The following is a 17,457-nucleotide window of genomic DNA, read 5'->3' as shown; positions in this document are numbered from 1 at the left end:
TCTGGTCATATTTGGACATGGCTTTCCGCTTCTGGCGGAAGGACCAGTCCCGAGGGTCCTGGGATCGGAGGTAAGTGCAGTAGCAGTCAAGATATTCTTTTCCCTGTCTGGCTATCTGATCGTTGCAAGCTGGCTGAACGATCCTGATCCCAAGCGCTTTCTCGTGCGGAGGCTGCTTCGGATATGGCCCGCATTGGCTCTGGTCGTGATCCTCAGCGCCTGTGTCTTGGGGCCGTTGGTCTCGAATCGCGATCTATTGGGGTACTTCAGCGATGATGCGTTCCTCGATTATTTCCAGAACCTCGGACTTTACGTCGTCTACAGCCTCCCGGGCGTTTTTGAGGATAATGCTTATCCGGTTGCGGTAAATGGCTCCCTCTGGAGCCTTCCTGCGGAATTTGCGATGTACTGCCTGGTCATGGCATGCGGTATAATCGCCGCATTCCTGCCGCGGTTCCGATTTGAAACTATATGGGGTCTCGCGACGATCATCGTTCTTGCCCTGAGTTACACTCAATTCTCTCTGCAGTTTGATATCGTTGGCGGCACGGTGATCTATGGAACTCGCATAGACTACACACTTGACGTGGCGCCGTGTTTCATGATTGGGGGCTGTCTCTATCTGTTGCGCCGCTTTGTGCGGGCGTCTGCTGCCATCGGTATCGGCGCACTCCTGCTGGGCGAATTTTGCATTCGCTATCTGGACGCACCACATCCGCTCGTTGCTGCGCTGATCGCCTACGCCACGATTTCGATTGGCACGGCCTCGACCGTAATTTTGCGCAGTGCTGGAAGGTTCGGGGATCTGTCTTATGGCGTCTACCTGTATGGTTTCCCGGTAGCGCAGACATTGTCGCACGTGTTCGGTCGCGACCTGCCTTTCACAGGTCACCTCGTCTTGACTTTCCTTATCAGCTGCGTGTTCGCGGCAGCATCGTTTCATCTTGTAGAGAAACCAATGCTCCGGCTCAAACCAGGCCGACGCGTCAGGTCTGGGTCCGCTGAGGTACCGGCGACGTCGTAAAGCAGCTTTAGCGGAAGATGGGCTCGTCTTCTACCCTGTCTTCGATCAGCTGCGGTTGTAAACATCCTGGTAACGGATGATGTCATCCTCACCAACGTAGGCGCCGGTCTGCACCTCGATCAAATACATCGGCACCTTGCCGGGATTCGCAAGGCGATGCTTTTCCCCGAGGGGGATGTAGACCGACTGGTTCTCGGTCACGAGCCGCGCAGTCTCGCCGATCGTCACTTCCGCCGTTCCTGCGACGACGATCCAATGCTCGGAGCGGTGGAAGTGCGACTGCAACGACAGGACGCCGCCAGGTTTCACCATGATCCGCTTCACCTGAAACCGGGTGCCGAGACAGAGGGTTTCGTACCAGCCCCAGGGCCGGTGGAAGCGAGGATACTCCTCAGCCTGCGGCGCCTTCTTCTTCTTCAGCGTGGCGACGGCGGTCTTCACGTCCTGCAGGCGCGAACGATCTGCGATGAGCACTGCGTCGCGGGTGGCGACGGCTACAATGTCCTTCAAGCCAAGGCCCACCAGATGGACGTTGGGCTCTTCCGAGCGCAGATAGCTGCCCGTCACATCGATCGCGGTGACCGCGCCATGGGTGGTAACATCCTGGCCTGGCTCGATCAGCGCGTCCCAGCTGCCCAGATCGTTCCAGCCACAATCGACGGGAACCGCGGTTACGTTCGTCGCCTTTTCCATGACCGCATAGTCGAACGAGATTGCCGGGACTTCTGCCCAATGGGCGGCATCGAGCCGCACAAAATCAAGGTCTGCCTGCCCGCCTTCGATAGCGGCGCGGACCGGTGAGATCATCTCCGGAGCATGAGTCTTGAAGGCAGCGATGAGGTCGCCGGCGCGGGCGAGAAAGATACCGGCGTTCCAGAGATAGCGCCCCGCAGCGAGGAACTCGGCCGCGGTGACTGCATCCGGCTTCTCCCGGAAGTTCTTTACCGGCACGGGGGTCCCAAGCTTAACGGCTTCCGTCAATTCCAGGTAGCCATAGGCGGTCTCGGGACGGGTTGGGGCGATGCCGAATGTCACGATCTGGCCCCGCTGGGCCGCCCCGACCCCGGCGGCGATGGCTTTCAGGAAGCCAGTCTCGTCACCGATCTCATGATCAGAGGGCAAAATCAGCAGCAGCGTCGCGGGCTCGGCCTCGTGGATCAGCGCAGCGGCGAGCACAGCGGCGGCGGTGTCGCGAGGAGAGGGCTCGATTACGACGCGCGCGTCCGCCAATCCGATGGCTTGAGCCTGATCGGTGGCGATAAAGCGGAACTCTTCCGCGGTCAGCACCACGGGCGCAGCAAAATCCTTGCAGGAAAAACGGGCAAGCGTGCCCTGGAACAGGGTCTGTTCTCTGACAAGCGGCAGAAACTGCTTGGGATAGGACTTGCGCGACAGCGGCCAGAGGCGGGTGCCGGAGCCGCCGCAGAGAATGATGGGAGTTATCACTGCGTTCACACCTTGTACGACGGCAACCTGGAGGGGAATCCGGTGCCTTTGGAACCTACTTTTTGTCGGTGCCGCTGCTACACGTTCAGATCTTGATTGAAAACCCGGTCGCGTCGTCTTTTGGGGCGTTCTCACGATCTTTCATACGGACTGGGAAAGGTCGGTTGGAGAAGGACCGCGAGACCGGAACTTGGGAAGTCGTTTCACAGTTACCCCGTTCGAGCCGGGCGAGGCTGTTCCAAGTGCTGGTCTGGTGGCCCGCAGGGCTTACCTGGCGTAGGGATCGGCCAGTGCCGGGGTAACCTTGCCCGTGCAGGCACCGAAGCCGATGGTGAAGCCCGCGCCCTTGCAGTGCCCGCGCAGGGTGATCGTGTCGTTGTCCTCGATGAACCTGCGCGTGCCGCCGGCGATGGCGATGGGCTCCCTGCCGCCCCAGCACAGTTCCAAGAGGCTGCCGCGGCTGTCCTTCGTCGGGCCGGAGATCGTCCCCGAGCCAAGAAGGTCGCCCGTGTTCATCGGGCAGCCGCTGGTCGTGTGGTGGGCCAGTTGCTGCGCGGCGGAATAGTACATTTCGGCGTAATTGGTGCGCGCGATGATCGTCTCGGTCCCGCCTTCGGGCGTCAGGCCCACTTCCAGCGCGATGTCGTAAAGCATTGGGCCGGGTTCGTGGAGGTATGGCAGGAGCGGCACTTCGCGCGCGGGGGTCGAGGTGCGGAAGGGTTCCAGCGCCGCCCTCATCACGATCCAGGGGGAAATCGTCGTTGCCGTTGCCTTGGCCTGGAACGGCCCGAGCGGCTGGTATTCCCAGGCCTGGATGTCGCGCGCCGACCAGTCGTTCAGCAGGACGTAGCCGAAGATCATCGCATCGGCCTCGGCCACGGTCACGGGGCCGTCCGAGGCTGTGCCGACGACCGCGCCGAGTTCCAGCTCGAAGTCGAAGCGGCGCGAGGGCTGGAAGGCAGGAGCCGGGTGGTCCGCGCCCTTGACCTGTCCCCAGGGGCGGCGCACCTCGGTCCCCGACACCACGACCGAGGAGGCCCGGCCGTTGTAGCCGATGGGAATGTGCAGCCAGTTCGGCGGGAGCGCGTTCTCGGGCCCGCGGAACATGCTGCCCACGTTGAAGGCATGGTTCCGGCCGGCGTAGAAGTCGGTGTATTCGCTGACGAGGAAGGGCAGATACAGGATCGCCCCGGCCAACGGGACGAGGTGCGGCTCGACCGCGGCGCGGTCCGGGGCGCCCTCGGCCAGAAGCCTCTGCAGGCGGTCGCGGAAGGCGGACCAGGTGGCAGGTCCTGCGGCCATAAGGTCGTTCCAGAACGGCACGTCGAGGTAGGGCCCGCCGTCCAGATCGAGGAGCCCCGTCTCTTCCAGCGCCGTGACGTCCAGGACGAAATCCCCGATGGCCACGCCGCAGCGGGGGTCGTCGCCCCGGGAAAAGACGCCGCAGGGCAGGTTGTTCAGCGGAAAGGGACCGTCGGGCGCGTTGGCGCTGTCCACCCAGGACCGGATCAGGCGCATCTTTCGTCCTTCCTGTGGGGCAGGGCCGTGGTCACTTCACACCCGGCGTGCCGTCGAACTTCTTGTCCAGGCTCTTCCAGCAGTCGATGTAGTCGTCCTGCAGGGGCGCGGACCGGGCCGCCCATTCGGTCAGGTGCTGGGGGAAGCGGGTTTCGAACATGAAGCTCATCGTCTCGTCCAGCTTCTCGGGCTTCAACTCGGCGTTCGAGGCACCCTCGAAGGCCGTGCGGTCCGGCCCATGCGGCAGCATGCAGTTGTGCAGCGACATGCCCCCGGGGACGAAGCCCTTGGGCTTGGCGTCGTAGATGCCGTAGATGTTGCCCATCAGTTCGGACATGACGTTCTTGTGGTACCAGGGCGGGCGGAACGAGTGCTCGGCCACCAGCCAGCGTTCGCGGAACAGGACGAAGTCGATGTTCGCGGTCCCCTCCAGGCCGCTGGGCGCGGTGAGGACGGTGAAGATCGACGGGTCGGGGTGATCGAAGAGGATCGCGCCGACAGGGCTATAGCTCCGGAGGTCGTATTTCCAGGGCGCGTAGTTGCCGTGCCAGGCCACCACGTCCAGCGGGCTGTGCCCGATCGGCGTGCGGTGGAACTGCCCGCACCATTTGAGGACGACCGAGGAATGCGCGTCGCGGTCCTCGAAGGCGGCCACCGGCGTCTTGAAGTCGCGCGGGTTCGCCAGGCAGTTCGCGCCGATCGGACCTCGGTGCGGAAGAGTGAAGGGCACGCCGTAATTCTCGCAAACAAAGCCACGGGCGGGACCTTCCAGCACTTCGACGCGGTAGACGAGGCCGCGCGGAAGAAGGGCGATCTCTTTCGGTTCCAGGTCGATGATCCCAAGTTCCGTGCAGAACCGCAGACGGCCTTCCTGCGGGACGACGAGGATCTCGCCGTCGGCCGAATAGAAGTATTCGTCCTGCATCGACGCCGTGACCAGGTAGATGTGCGCGGCCATTCCGGTCTGGGTGTTCACGTCGCCCGCCGTGGTCACCGTCCGCATCCCGGAGATCCAGGTCAGCGTCTCGTCGGCATGGGGGATGGGGTCCCAGCGATATTGGCCAAGGCTGATGACATCGGGCAGCACATGTGGCGCGGATTTCCACAGCGGCACGTCGATCTTTTCGAACCGCGTGGTGTGCTTGACCGACGGCCGGATGCGGTAGCACCAGGTCCGCTCGGGCTGCGGCCGGGTGAAGGCCGAGCCGGAAAGCTGTTCGGCATAAAGCCCGTAGGCGCATTTCTGCGGCGAGTTCTGGCCCTGCGGCAGCGCGCCCGGCAGGGCCTCGGTCTCGAAATCATTGCCGTAGCCTGGCATGTAGCCTGCATGCGGGCCAGGGGTCGTGGCGGCACGGATCATGCCGGCGGGAAGGCTGTGGCTGGTCATGCGATCCTCCTGCGCGGCCTTGCCGGTGCAACATGTGCGCGGCTGCAATAATAGTTGCATGTGCAACCAAGTCAAGCTAGACCCCGGCAGCGCCATCCTGCTGCGAAAGGCCGTCCATGCCGGACAAGATCGTGCTGCACGACTACTGGCGGTCCTCGTCCGCCTATCGGGTGAGGATGGCGCTGAACCTGCTTGGCCTGAAGTACGAGGCGCGGCACGTGGACCTTCTGGCGGGCCAGCAGCGAAGCGAGAGCCACCTGCAGGCAAACCCGCAAGGGCTGGTCCCGGTCCTGGAGATCGACGGGCTTCGGCTGACCCAGTCGCTGGCGATCATCGAGTACCTGGACGAGACGCGGCTGGCAGGCTTCCTGCCCGGCACTCCAGAAGCCCGGGCGCGCGCGCGTGCCCTGGCCCATGCCATCGCGATGGAGATCCAGCCCGTCTGCAACCTTCGCGTTGCGCGCCATGCGGTCAGCCTGGGCGGATCCGCCACGATGGAGGGCTGGATGGCGCATTTCATCACCTTGGGATTGCAGGGCTTGGAGGCGCTTCTCGAAGAGGGCCCGGAGACCGCCTTCTGCCACGGGGATCGACCCGGTCTGGCCGACCTTTGCCTGGTCCCGCAGGTCTACAACGCCCGCCGCTGGGGCGTGGAGCCAGCGGCTTTCCCGCGGCTTTCCGCCATCGCGGCCCGGCTTGAGACGCTGCCCGCTGTCGCCGCCGCCCATCCCGACCGGGTCCGACCGGCACCGTGACAGGAAAGGACGCCTGTGGCAGGGTCCGCCCGCAGAAAGGACAGTCGCCATGGCCAAAGCCACCGATTTCGACCTGCAGGCCTTCCTGCCCTATCTGCTGAACCAGGCCGCCGAGGCCACCTCGCGCGGGTTCCAGTCGATCTACCGCGAGCGGTATGGCTTCACCCGGACGCAATGGCGGGTCCTGGCCAACCTTGGCAAGTTCGGCTCGATGACCGCGCGCGACATCTGCGTCCTCAGCCACGTCGAGAAGACCAAGGTCAGCCGGGCCGTCGCCGCGCTGGAGGAGGCGGGGATGCTGATCCGCAGCCCCAGCGAAACCGACCGCCGGGCCGAGCTTCTGTCTCTGACCCCGAAAGGGCAGGAGGTCTTTGCCGATCTGGGGGCAGCCGCCGTCGACTTCGACCGGCAGCTGCGCCAGTCGCTTGGACCGGAAGAGGTGGAGCGTTTGGTGGGCCTGCTTCGCGCGCTGGCCACGCCGGATCGGGCGTCGCAGGACGCTGGCTAGTCGCGCCGGGTTCCTTGGGTCATAGGCCTTTGGAACCGCCTTCCGATCTTTCGCGCCCCCGGTCGGGCCTGATCTGGCGTTGACAGAATCTTCCCGCAGGATCATTAGCGGGCAGCTTCCCACATCTTCGCAAGCGTCCTTCAGGGATACCGCCCCGTGACCCGTCCCGCCGACGACCAGAGCTTCCAGCGTGCCACGGTGGTCATCCCGCGCGGTGTGGCGCATTTCGCCCTTCCGGGCCCTGCGTCGACCCGGGATTTCGCGTTCCTCGCCCTGCCGCGCTTCACGCTTCTGGCCTTCTCTTCGGCGATCGAGCCTCTGCGCATCGCGAACCAGCTGACCCAGCAGCCGCTGTACCGCTGGCGCCTTGTCAGCATGGACGGGGCACCGGTGGAAAGTTCGGCCGGGGTGCGGATCGAGGTCGACCAGGGCCTGGACCCTCTGACCCGCGAGACGACGGCCATCGTCTGTTCCGGCACCGATGCCAGCCAGGCGGCGGACCGGAAGGTGCTGAGCTGGCTGCGCGACCATGCCCGGAAGGGCGGCGGCCTGGGCGCGATCTGCACCGGGGCCTATACGCTGGCCCGCGCGGGCCTTCTGGGCGACGACAGCCCTGCCGTCCACTGGGAGAACCGCCCCGCCTTCCGAGAGCTCTTCGACGTCGAGCCGCTGCAGCAGATCTATGTCATCGGCCGCAAGCATTTCTCCTGCGCGGGGGGCGAGGCTGGCGTCGACCTGATGCTGGCACTGATCGCGCAGGACCATGGCCAGAAGCTGGCCGATGCGGTGGCCGAGATGTGCCTGCACAGCCGCCGGCGCGAGGCCAACGCGACGCAGAAGGCGGCCTTCCCGGCCCCCATGTCCTCGCGCAACCCGGCGGTGGCGCGGGTGATCGCTGCGATGAAGGCCAACATCGCCACGCCCCTGGACCGCGACCAGCTGGCCGAGGTCTTCGGTCGGTCGCCCCGCCACCTGGAGCGGATCTTCCAGTCGGTCCTGCAGGAGACACCCAAGGGCTATTACCTGGGCCTGCGGCTGGAGGAGGCGCGGAACCTCCTGGCTGACACCACCCTGTCGATCCTGGAAATTGCCGTCGCGACCGGCTTCAACTCGCGGTCGAGCTTTTCCAAGGCCTACCGGAAGCGGTTCGGGATGAGCCCCGCACGCTACCGCTAGGTCCGGCGCTCTTCACCCTCGTCCGGGGCGCGGCTAAGGTGCCCGCCCATCGTTCCGAGGATTCGCATGAGCCTGACCCAGATCCCCCGCCTGATCGCCACGGAAATCGGTGCCACGCCCCAGCAAGTCAGCGCGGCGGTAGAGCTTCTGGACGGGGGCGCGACGGTGCCCTTCATCGCACGCTACCGGAAAGAGGTGACGGGGGGCCTGGACGACACCCAGCTGCGCAAGCTGGAGGAGCGGCTGGGCTACCTGCGCGAGCTGGAGGCGCGGCGGGGGGCGATTGCCGAGTCGATCTCGTCCCAAGGCAAGATGACGGATGAGCTGGCCCGCGCGATTGCCGCGGCGGTGACGAAGGCAGAGCTCGAGGACATCTACCTGCCCTACAAGCCCAAGCGCCGCACCAAGGCGATGATCGCCCGCGAGGCGGGGTTGCAGGGCTTGTATGACGCGATCCTTGCGGATCGTTCTGCCGACCCGATGGCGTTGGCGGGCGGGTTCCTGTCGGAAGGCTTTCCGGATGCCAAAGCCGCGCTGGAGGGGGCGCGGGATATTCTGGCGGAGGGGCTTTCTGAGGATGCCTCGCTGTTGGGGCGGCTCAGGGTCCACATGCGGAAGGCCGGGAAGCTGGCGGCGAAGGTCGTGGCGGGGAAAGAGGCGGCAGGGGCGAAATTCGCGGATTACTTCGCGCATACCGAGGATTTTGCCCGCGTGCCGAGCCACCGCGCCTTGGCGATGTTCCGGGGGCGGAACGAGGAGGTGCTGACGCTGGACCTGGAGGTCGACGCCGAAGCGCCGCGTGGGGAAAGCCCGGCGGAACGCGCCTGCGGGGCGGCGGTGGGGGCCTCGGGGCAGGGTGCGGGGGACAAGTGGCTCCGCGAGGCCGCGGCCTGGGCCTGGCGGGTGAAGATCAGGACCTCGCTGACCTTGGACCTGATGGCGGAACTGCGCGAGGCGGCGGAGGCCGAGGCGATCCGGGTCTTTGCACGGAACCTGAAGGACCTGCTGCTGGCGGCCCCGGCGGGGGGGAAGGCGACGATGGGCCTCGACCCGGGCATCCGGACCGGGGTGAAGGTCGCGGTGGTCGATGCTACGGGGAAGCTGGTGGCGACGGACACGGTCTATCCGTTCCAGCCTAAGAACGATCTGAAGGGCGCGCAGGTGGCGATTGCCCGGCTGATCGGGCAGCACGGGGTCAAGCTGATCGCCATCGGCAACGGAACGGCCAGCCGCGAGACGGAGAAGCTGGTGGCGGACCTGCTGGCGCTTCTGCCGGGACCGGAAAAGCCGGTGAAGGTGGTCGTCAGCGAGGCTGGGGCGTCGGTCTATTCGGCAAGCGAACTCGCGGCGCGGGAGTTTCCGGAGCTGGATGTTTCGTTGCGCGGCGCGGTCAGCATTGCGCGGCGGTTGCAGGACCCGCTGGCCGAGCTGGTGAAGATCGAGCCGAAGGCGATTGGGGTGGGCCAGTACCAGCATGACGTGGACCAGCACCGGCTGGCGAAGTCGCTGGATGCCGTCGTGGAAGACGCGGTGAACGCGGTGGGGGTGGACCTGAACACCGCTTCGGCTCCGCTGCTGGCCCGTGTCTCCGGCGTCGGACCGGGGCTTGCCGAGGCCATCGTGGCGCATCGCGACCAGAACGGGCCGTTCGGAACGCGAAAGGACCTCCTGAAGGTCGCGCGGCTGGGGCCGAAGGCCTTCGAACAGGCGGCGGGGTTCCTGCGGATCACCGGGGGGAAGGAGCCGCTGGATGCCTCCTCGGTCCACCCCGAGGCCTATGACGTGGCGCGGAAGATCGTCGCCGCCTGCGGGCGGGACATCCGCAGCCTGATGGGCGACGGGGCGGCGTTGAAGAAGCTTAACCCGGCGGCGTTCGTGGATGAACGTTTCGGGTTGCCGACGGTGAAGGACATCCTGTCGGAACTGGAGAAGCCGGGCCGCGATCCCCGGCCGTCGTTCAAGACGGCGACCTTCACCGAAGGCGTGAACGAGATCACCGACCTGCGGCCGGGCATGGTGCTGGAGGGCACGGTGACGAACGTCGCGGCCTTCGGGGCCTTCGTGGACATCGGGGTGCATCAGGACGGGCTGGTACATGTGAGCCAGTTGTCCGACAGCTTCGTGAAGGACCCCCATGCGGTGGTGAAGGCGGGGGATGTGGTCAAGGTCCGGGTGGTCGAGGTCGATGTGGCCCGCAAGCGCATCGGGCTGACGATGAAGTCGGACGGCGGGGCGAGCGCCAAGGACCAGGCACGGGAGCGGGGGCCAGGGCCAGGCAAGCCGGTGCGGGGGCCGATGCAGAGCGGGCCGCAGGGCGGTGGGAATGCCTTTGCGGATGCGTTGAAGGGCAAGTTTGGGCGGTAGGGGCCGGACTTTTCAAAAAGTCCGCATCGGAGCCTTTAAAGGCTCCGGTTCGATTTCTTTCAAGAAATCGGTTCCCCGACGCTAAGTGGCGCGGCGCTTCCAAGACGTCGCGCTTTTCGCTACGCAATGCGACGGCAGCGGAATTTGCGCAACGCGGACGTATCCAAGGGAGTGCATCAGCTCCCCGGTGATGACGCCCGCGCGGTTCGTGGCCATGTTGTGCGGGCCATAGTCGACGCCTAGGGCCATTTGAAGCAGTGGGTCGATTCCGGCCATTGCCGCCTGACCCAGTTCGCTTGCTGCAATAGCGGCCTGCCTCCCTTCAGCGGACCAGATGATCTCATGCATCTTTAGGGTGATGGGGTCATCGCCCCGCAAGGCAGCCGCTTCAGAGTAGGGAAGACCTGACTCCTCGATTAAAGCCTTCAGCGCCTTCCCCTGTGGCTCGTGCGCCTTCTTGCAGGCATTCATATAAAGCTTGTGGCGCTTCTCGACTGTAATGCCGCGCAAGAAGTCCAAAGTGATTTCTTGTGCCACCTTCTACTCCTTATGCTGCCGCTCCCCCGACCGTCAGGCCCTGGATCATCAGCGTCGGCTGGCCCACGCCCACCGGCACCCATTGCCCGGCCTTGCCGCAGTTGCCGATCCCCGGATCAAGCTGCAGGTCGTTGCCGATGGCCCGGATGCCCTTCAGTGCCGTGGCTCCGTCGCCAATCAGCGTCGCGCCTTTCACCGCTTCGCCGATGACCCCGTTCCGGACTCGGTAGGCCTCGGTGCAGCTGAACACGAACTTGCCGGAGGTGATGTCGACCTGCCCGCCGCCAAAGCCCACGGCGTAGATCCCGTCCTTGAGCGACGCCACGATCCCCGCCGGGTCGTCGCTTCCGGCCAGCATGTAGGTGTTGGTCATCCGCGGCATCGGGATATGCGCGAAACTTTCGCGCCGCCCGTTGCCGGTGGGCTGGACTCCCATCAGGCGCGCGTTCTGGCGGTCCTGCATGTAGCCCACCAGCACGCCATCCTCGATCAGCACATTCTTGCCCGAGGGCGTCCCCTCGTCGTCGATGGAGATCGAGCCGCGGCGGTCGGGAATTGTACCGTCATCAAGAACAGTCACGCCCCTGGAGGCGATCTGTTTACCCATCAGCCCAGCAAAAGCCGAGGTTTCCTTGCGGTTGAAGTCACCCTCCAGACCATGTCCGATGGCTTCGTGCAACAGGATGCCGGGCCAGCCGGGGCCGAGGACGACGTCCATCACCCCGGCCGGGGCCTCGACCGCGCCAAGGTTGACGCGGGCGATGCGCAGGGCCTCGGCGATCATCGGCTTCCAGGTCTCGGGCGACATGAGCTCGGCCAGGCCGTGACGGCCGCCCTTGCCCATGCCACCCTGTTCGCGGCGGCCGTTCTCTTCCAGCATGACCGAAACGTTGATCCGCGCCATCGGGCGGATATCGGAAAGCCGAGTGCCCTCGGGGCGGAGGATCTCGACCTCCTGCAGCGAGGCCGAGAGGGTGGCCGAAACCTGCACCACGCGGGGATCCAGGGCGCGAGCGTAGGCGTCGATCTCGCGCAGAGTCTCGATCTTCACGGGGAAGGTTGCCTCGGCCATCGGGTCGTCCGCGCGATAAAGGCGGGTGTTGGTGCCGCGCGGCGGGGCGGCAAGCGTGCCTCCGCCTGCGCCCACGGCAAGGCGCGCGGTCTCGGCAGCGCGGCGGAGGGAAGTTTCGGTGATCTCGGTCGAATGGGCATAGCCCGCGACCTCTCCCCTGACGGCGCGGAGGCCGAAGCCCTGGCTCGCGTCATAGGTCGCCTGCCGGATCCGCCCGTCGTCCAGCACGATCGCCTCGGCCCGGCGGCGTTCGAGGAAAAGCTCGCCATCGTCGGCGCCATCGGTCGCCGCGCGCAGGGTGGCGAGGGCTGCGGCCTCGTCCAGATGGGTCTCGAACGGGCGGAAGGGGGCGTCGGTCATGGGGCAGGGCTTTCCGAAGGTCAGGCTGCAGAGATGGGCCGTCGCGAAGGCCGGGTCAAGGCGGGATGGTCGTGTCGATGAACTCCGCACCTGCCGCCCAGGTCGTGGGGGTGAACAGCGCCTCATGCCCGACGGGGCCAAGCGAGAGGAAGGTCTTGGGGTCCCTTGCGGCCTCGAACAGGCGGCGGCCGAAGCCGGGCGGGATCACCCGGTCGTCGTCGCCGTGCAGGATCAGGATCGGCGCGCGGACGGCGGCGATGTGATCGCGCGAGCGGAACTGGTCCTTCATCAAGAGCCCAACGGGAAGCCAGGGATAGGCCGCGCGGGCGATGTCGACGGCGGCGGAATAGGGGGCCTCCAGCACCAGGGCGCCGACCGGGTTCGCGGCGGCCAGCTGCACGGCCGGGCCGGTGCCGAGGGATTCGCCGACCACGGCGATGCGGTCGGATGGAACGCCCTGGTCGCGCAGGTAGTCGTAGGCGGCCTTTGCGTCTGCGACGAGGCCCGCTTCGGACGGGGAGCCCGTTGACCCGCCGTAGCCGCGCCAGGACAGGAAGGCCACGCCAAACCCTTTAGCCTGGTAGAAGGCGAGGCGGTCGGCCCGGTCAGCGACCTCGCCGCCGTTGCCATGCAGGAACAGCACGGTCGGGCGGTCCGCGGCGGCGGGAACGGTCCACAGGACCAGAATCTCGCCATCGGGGGTGGGCAATTCCACGCGCGTGACCCCATCAAGCCCCACGGCCTCGGGCGCGGGGTCGCGGCGCGTGGGGAAATACTGCAGCTCGCGCTGGAAGAGATACATGCCGGAAAGCAGCGTCGCGTAAAGGACGCCGAAGGTGACGAGCGTGAGCTTGACGATGGCCAGGGCGATTGCCTTTCGGGGGTCGAACGCGCGATTTGTCGCGACGGTTTTGCTTGTCGCGGGCAAGCTAATATGGTTTGAGGGCCGTGGGAAACAGCGGGATTCTGACCCTTTGGTCGGGGTTCCATGAAAGCGGCGCCAAGCCGCGACGTGAACGGGAACAAAACCATGCGTCTTTCGAACGTGATCGGCGGGATCGCCGCAGCAGGGATGACCACATTCTTGGCGGGCCAGGCCCTTGCGCAGCAGGCCTTGGAAATAATCGGTCAGCCCCAGCCTGGCGGGATCGACTTCCAGCCTTCGGCGACCGAGCTGAAGCATGACATCGTCTGGCTTGACACGATGATCAACTACATCATCGGGGCCATCGTGGTCTTCGTGACGGCGCTGCTGATCTACACGATCGTCCGCTTCAACCGCCGCGCCAACCCGACGCCCGCCCGCTTCACCCACAACAGCCCGCTGGAAGTGGCATGGACGCTGATCCCGATCGTCATCCTGGTCTTCATCGGGGCCTTCTCGCTGCCGGTTCTGTTCAAGCAGCAGGAAATTCCCGTGGGCGAGGTCACCATCAAGGCCACCGGCAACCAGTGGTACTGGTCCTATGAATACGTGGATGAGGGCATCGCGTTCGACAGCTACATGATCGGTTCGCCCGCGACCGGCGGCGCCAACATGCTGACCCCCGAAGTCGAGGCGCAGCTGCAGGCGGCCGGCTACTCGAAAGAGCAGTTCCTGCTGGCGACCGACACCGCCGTCGTCGTGCCCGTGGGCAAGGTCGTCGTGGTGCAGGTCACCGCCACGGACGTGATCCACTCCTGGAAGATCCCGGCTTTCGGCGTGATGCAGGATGCCGTGCCGGGCCGCACCGCCGCGCTGTGGTTCAAGGCCGACCAGGAAGGCATCTTCTTCGGCCAGTGCTCGGAAATCTGCGGGCAGATGCATGCCTACATGCCGATCACCGTGAAGGTCGTGTCGGAAGCGGCCTATGCCCAGTGGCTGGAGAAGGCCAAGGCCGGCGACGTCCAGCTGTCCCACGTGGCCCAGCCGGGCGAGACCCAGGTCGCCGCGAACAACTGAGCCTTCGGCCAGTTTACCGGGCGGGGCTTGGCCGGAAGGCCGGGCCCGTTCGAATGAAACGGAACGAGAATGAGCGATACCACCGCATATCAGGGCGCGACTGCCACCCCGTATGAGCCGGGGTTCGGCGACTACGTGCAGCTTCTGAAGCCGCGCGTGATGTCGCTGGTCGTGTTCACCGCTCTGGTCGGCCTTCTGGTCGCGCCCGTCGGGCTGCACCCGGTCGAGGCCTTCTCGGCGATCCTGTTCATCGCGCTGGGGGCAGGGGCCTCCGGGGCGCTTAACATGTGGTGGGACGCCGACATCGACGCGGTGATGAAGCGCACCGCGCGCCGTCCGGTCCCGGCCGGCAAGGTCCAGGCGGGCGAGGCGCTGGCCGTGGGGCTGGCGCTGTCGGGGATCAGCGTGGTGATGCTGTGGCTGGCCACGAACTGGGTCGCCGCGGCGCTTCTGGCCTTCACGATCTTCTTCTACGCCGTCGTCTATTCGATGTGGCTCAAGCGCTCGACCCCGCAGAACATCGTCATCGGCGGCGCGGCGGGCGCCTTCCCGCCCATGATCGGCTGGGTCTGCGCCACGGGATCGGTCTCGGTCGAGGCGTTCCTGATGTTCGCGCTGATCTTCATGTGGACGCCGCCCCACTTCTGGGCGCTGGCTCTGTTCATGAAGGAAGATTACCACACCGCGGGCGTGCCGATGCTGACCGTGACCCACGGCCGCAAGGCCACGCGGGCGCATATCCTGGCCTATACGCTGCTGCTGGTCCCCGTGGCGCTGGGCGCGGCGGTGACCTCGATCGGGGGGCCGTTCACGCTGGCGGTTGCGGTGGTGCTGAACGCCTGGTTCGTGATCGGCGCGGTCCGGATCTGGCGGCGGGACGAGGCGATGGCCGAGGCGGACAAATACGCCGTCGAGAAGGCCTTCTTCCGGTTCTCGCTTCTGTACCTCTTCCTGCATTTCGCCGCATTCCTCGTGGAACTGGCGCTGAAATCCGCGGGCCTGGGGGGCTGGTGAGATGACTTTCCGCCCCGAACATGACCTGCACAAGCGTCGCTTCGGCCGGAACCTCGGCCTTGGCCTCACACTGGTGGCCTTCGTCGTGCTGGTCTTCGCGCTGACGGTGGTGAAGGTTCAGCGCGGCGAGCCGCTGCAGGGCTACGACCACACCTATCAACCCGCCATGCTCCCGAAAGAGGAGGCTCAACCGTGATCTTCCCGAACCTGCAGGGACCAAAGCGCACTGCGGTGCAACTGGTGGGCGTCGTGGTCACCATGGCGTCGCTCTCCTTCGCGGCCGTCCCCTTCTACGACTGGTTCTGCCGCGTGACGGGCTTCGGCGGCACCACCTCGGTGGCCGAGACCGGGTCGGACGTGATCCTCGACCAGACGGTTAAGGTGCGCTTCGACGCCTCGCTGGAACAGGGGATGCCCTGGACCTTCAAGCCGGTCGAACGCTCGGTCGAGATCCGGATCGGCGAGACTGGCCTTGCCTTCTACGAGGCACACAACCCGACCGACCGTCCGGTGGCGGGCACTGCCAGCTTCAACGTCTATCCCTATGCGGCCGGCGGCTATTTCACCAAGATCGAATGCTTCTGCTTCACCGAACAGGTGCTGCAGCCGGGCGAGACGGTGCTGATGCCGGTGAGCTATTTCGTCGATCCGGCGATGGTCGACGATCCGGAGGGCCAGTTTGTGCACGAGATCGTGCTGAGCTATACCTTCCACGAAACCCCGCTGCCCGAAGAACAGGCGGCGCTGGAAACACCCGCTGCGGCCGACCGAGCCGCGGTGAACTGAGAAAAGTCAACGAGGGAACCGCCGGAATGGCACACGCAAAGAACCACGATTACCACGTCCTGCCCCCGTCGATCTGGCCGTTCTTCGCGGCGGTCGCTGCCTTCGTCATGCTGTTCGGCTCGGTCCTGTGGATGCACGGCTCGGGCCCCTGGCTGGGGCTGATCGGCCTCGCCGGCGTCCTGTACGTCATGTACGCGTGGTGGGCGGAAGTGGTGCACGAAAGCCGCGTGGGCGACCACACCCCGGTCGTGCGCCTGGGCCTGCGCTACGGCTTCATCCTGTTCATCATGTCCGAGGTGATGTTCTTCTCGGCCTGGTTCTGGACCTTCTTCAAGCACCGCCTGTATCCGATGGGGCCGCAGTCTCCGGCCGTCGACGGCGTCTGGCCCCCCGCCGGGATCGAGACCTTCGACCCCTGGCACCTGCCCTTCATCAACACGCTGATCCTGCTTCTGTCGGGCTGCGCGGCGACCTGGGCACACCACGCGCTGGTCCATGAAAACAACCGCAAGGACCTGGTCAACGGTCTGATCATCGCGATCGGCCTGGGCGTGATCTTCACCGCGATGCAGGCCTACGAATACAGCCACGCCGCCTTCGGCTTCGCCGGCAACATCTACGGCGCGACCTTCTTCATGGCGACGGGCTTCCACGGCTTCCACGTGATCATCGGCACGATCTTCCTGACCGTCTGCCTCATCCGCGCGCTGAAGGGCCACTTCACCCCCGAGAAGCACGTGGGCTTCGAGGCCGCCGCCTGGTACTGGCACTTCGTCGACGTGGTCTGGCTGTTCCTCTTCGCCGCGATCTACGTCTGGGGTCAGGGCTGATCCAGCCCCCGACCTGACCAACAAGCGCGGGCCTTCGGGCCTGCGCTTTCATTTCCGGGATAGCTCATGCGCCGTTACCTTTTTCCTGTCCTGATGGGCGTCATCGGGGTCGCTGTCCTGACAAGCCTCGGCTTCTGGCAGCTGGACCGGATGGAGGAGAAGCGCGTCTACCTGGACGAGATGGAGGCGCGGATCGCCAATGCTCCGGTGCCGCTGCCCGACGTTCCCGAGGAGGGGCGCGACAAGTTTCAGGCTGTCCTGGCCGAGGGCCGCTTCACCGGCGAATACCTCGAGGTCCTTGCGGGCCAGAAGGGGGCAAGCCCCGGCGTCATGGTGATCGAGGCGTTTCAGCTGGCAAACGGCCGCCGCATCATGGTCCAGCGCGGGTTCGTCGAGGAAGAGGCTCGGGCGGTGCCACGTCCTCCGCATGAGGCGACAGTGGCGGGCAACCTGCACTGGCCGGCCGATACCGGCAGTTCGACCCCGCCGCCGGATGAAAGGACGGGCCTGTGGTTCGCGCGCGACGTGCCGGCGATGGCGGCCAAGCTGAATACCGAACCGACATTAATTGTCGCGCGTGAGCCAACCGGTGACGGGATCGCGCCGATGCCCGTGGATACCTCGGGTATACCGAACAACCATTGGGGCTATGCGATCCAGTGGTTCCTGCTGGCCGCTACCTGGGCGGGGATGACACTGTTCCTCCTGTGGCGTATCAGGACGCGGAAGGTTTGAAGG

General features: G+C 65.7%; 17 protein-coding genes. 11 read left to right on the top strand and 6 right to left on the bottom strand.

Features of this window, described 5'->3' with window-relative positions; translation table 11 throughout:
• A partial coding sequence (locus ACE3Q6_RS09700) for an acyltransferase family protein (RefSeq protein ID WP_374431517.1) occupies positions 1–1,024 on the top strand: 1,024 nt, incomplete at its 5' end.
• Positions 1,025–1,069: 45 nt separating this feature from the next.
• On the opposite strand, the gene ACE3Q6_RS09695 is transcribed toward ACE3Q6_RS09700, so the two are convergent.
• The 3 genes from ACE3Q6_RS09695 to hmgA all read right to left on the bottom strand — a co-directional run bounded on the left by ACE3Q6_RS09695 (position 1,070) and on the right by hmgA (position 5,375).
• Positions 1,070–2,470, bottom strand: a complete 1,401-nt coding sequence (locus ACE3Q6_RS09695; RefSeq protein ID WP_374431516.1) for a mannose-1-phosphate guanylyltransferase/mannose-6-phosphate isomerase — start codon at positions 2,468–2,470, stop codon at positions 1,070–1,072.
• A gap of 267 nt (positions 2,471–2,737) precedes the next feature.
• Positions 2,738–3,988: a fumarylacetoacetase gene (gene fahA / locus ACE3Q6_RS09690; protein ID WP_374431514.1), complete on the bottom strand. Its 1,251-nt coding sequence runs from the start codon at positions 3,986–3,988 to the stop codon at positions 2,738–2,740.
• A gap of 31 nt (positions 3,989–4,019) precedes the next feature.
• Complete coding sequence (hmgA, locus tag ACE3Q6_RS09685) at positions 4,020–5,375, bottom strand: homogentisate 1,2-dioxygenase (RefSeq protein WP_374431512.1); 1,356 nt, start codon at positions 5,373–5,375, stop codon at positions 4,020–4,022.
• A 116-nt stretch (positions 5,376–5,491) separates the two neighbouring features.
• On the opposite strand from hmgA, the gene maiA reads away from it, so the two are divergent.
• The 4 genes from maiA (at position 5,492) to ACE3Q6_RS09665 (ending at position 10,178) form a co-directional block, all read left to right on the top strand.
• Positions 5,492–6,130, top strand: coding sequence for a maleylacetoacetate isomerase (maiA, locus tag ACE3Q6_RS09680; protein ID WP_374431510.1), 639 nt, complete (start codon positions 5,492–5,494; stop codon positions 6,128–6,130).
• 49 nt (positions 6,131–6,179) lie between these two features.
• Positions 6,180–6,638, top strand: coding sequence for a MarR family winged helix-turn-helix transcriptional regulator (locus ACE3Q6_RS09675; RefSeq protein WP_374431507.1), 459 nt, complete (start codon positions 6,180–6,182; stop codon positions 6,636–6,638).
• Positions 6,639–6,794: 156 nt separating this feature from the next.
• Positions 6,795–7,814 carry a GlxA family transcriptional regulator gene (locus ACE3Q6_RS09670; protein ID WP_374431505.1) on the top strand — a complete coding sequence of 340 codons (1,020 nt, stop codon included), beginning with the start codon at positions 6,795–6,797 and terminating at the stop codon, positions 7,812–7,814.
• 66 nt (positions 7,815–7,880) lie between these two features.
• A complete protein-coding gene (locus ACE3Q6_RS09665) occupies positions 7,881–10,178 on the top strand; it encodes a Tex family protein (RefSeq protein WP_374431503.1) in 2,298 nt (765 codons plus the stop codon).
• 81 nt (positions 10,179–10,259) lie between these two features.
• On the opposite strand, the gene ACE3Q6_RS09660 is transcribed toward ACE3Q6_RS09665, so the two are convergent.
• From ACE3Q6_RS09660 to ACE3Q6_RS09650, 3 genes are read right to left on the bottom strand one after another with little or no spacing between them, the layout of a single operon-like run.
• Positions 10,260–10,715, bottom strand: coding sequence for a hypothetical protein (locus ACE3Q6_RS09660; protein ID WP_374431500.1), 456 nt, complete (start codon positions 10,713–10,715; stop codon positions 10,260–10,262).
• A gap of 10 nt (positions 10,716–10,725) precedes the next feature.
• The gene (tldD, locus tag ACE3Q6_RS09655; protein ID WP_374431498.1) at positions 10,726–12,147 is read right to left on the bottom strand and encodes a metalloprotease TldD; all 1,422 of its coding nucleotides are present in this window, start codon (positions 12,145–12,147) and stop codon (positions 10,726–10,728) included.
• A 55-nt stretch (positions 12,148–12,202) separates the two neighbouring features.
• Entirely contained in the window at positions 12,203–13,075 is an 873-nt protein-coding gene (locus ACE3Q6_RS09650) for an alpha/beta hydrolase (RefSeq protein ID WP_374431494.1), read from the bottom strand.
• Between the two features lie 102 nt (positions 13,076–13,177).
• Between ACE3Q6_RS09650 and coxB the strand changes: the two genes are divergently transcribed.
• The 6 genes from coxB to ACE3Q6_RS09620 all read left to right on the top strand — a co-directional run bounded on the left by coxB (position 13,178) and on the right by ACE3Q6_RS09620 (position 17,454).
• Positions 13,178–14,089, top strand: a complete 912-nt coding sequence (coxB, locus tag ACE3Q6_RS09645; RefSeq protein ID WP_374431490.1) for a cytochrome c oxidase subunit II — start codon at positions 13,178–13,180, stop codon at positions 14,087–14,089.
• 69 nt (positions 14,090–14,158) lie between these two features.
• Positions 14,159–15,103: a heme o synthase gene (cyoE, locus tag ACE3Q6_RS09640; protein WP_374431487.1), complete on the top strand. Its 945-nt coding sequence runs from the start codon at positions 14,159–14,161 to the stop codon at positions 15,101–15,103.
• Between the two features lies 1 nt (position 15,104).
• On the top strand, positions 15,105–15,299 hold the full coding sequence (locus tag ACE3Q6_RS09635) for a hypothetical protein (RefSeq protein WP_374431483.1): 195 nt from the start codon (positions 15,105–15,107) through the stop codon (positions 15,297–15,299).
• Entirely contained in the window at positions 15,296–15,889 is a 594-nt protein-coding gene (locus tag ACE3Q6_RS09630) for a cytochrome c oxidase assembly protein (protein WP_374431481.1), read from the top strand. The genes ACE3Q6_RS09635 and ACE3Q6_RS09630 overlap by 4 nt, the downstream gene beginning before the upstream one ends.
• Positions 15,890–15,915: 26 nt before the next feature.
• Positions 15,916–16,719, top strand: a complete 804-nt coding sequence (locus tag ACE3Q6_RS09625) for a cytochrome c oxidase subunit 3 (protein ID WP_374431480.1) — start codon at positions 15,916–15,918, stop codon at positions 16,717–16,719.
• Between the two features lie 66 nt (positions 16,720–16,785).
• The gene (locus tag ACE3Q6_RS09620; RefSeq protein WP_374431477.1) at positions 16,786–17,454 is read left to right on the top strand and encodes an SURF1 family protein; all 669 of its coding nucleotides are present in this window, start codon (positions 16,786–16,788) and stop codon (positions 17,452–17,454) included.
• The last annotated feature ends 3 nt before the right edge of the window (positions 17,455–17,457 follow it).

The organism is Tabrizicola sp., from assembly GCF_041913445.1.
In the GTDB taxonomy this organism is placed as follows: domain Bacteria; phylum Pseudomonadota; class Alphaproteobacteria; order Rhodobacterales; family Rhodobacteraceae; genus Tabrizicola.
The sequence above is the reverse complement of the archived record's forward strand: the minus strand, read 5'-3'. Positions and strand labels throughout refer to the sequence as shown.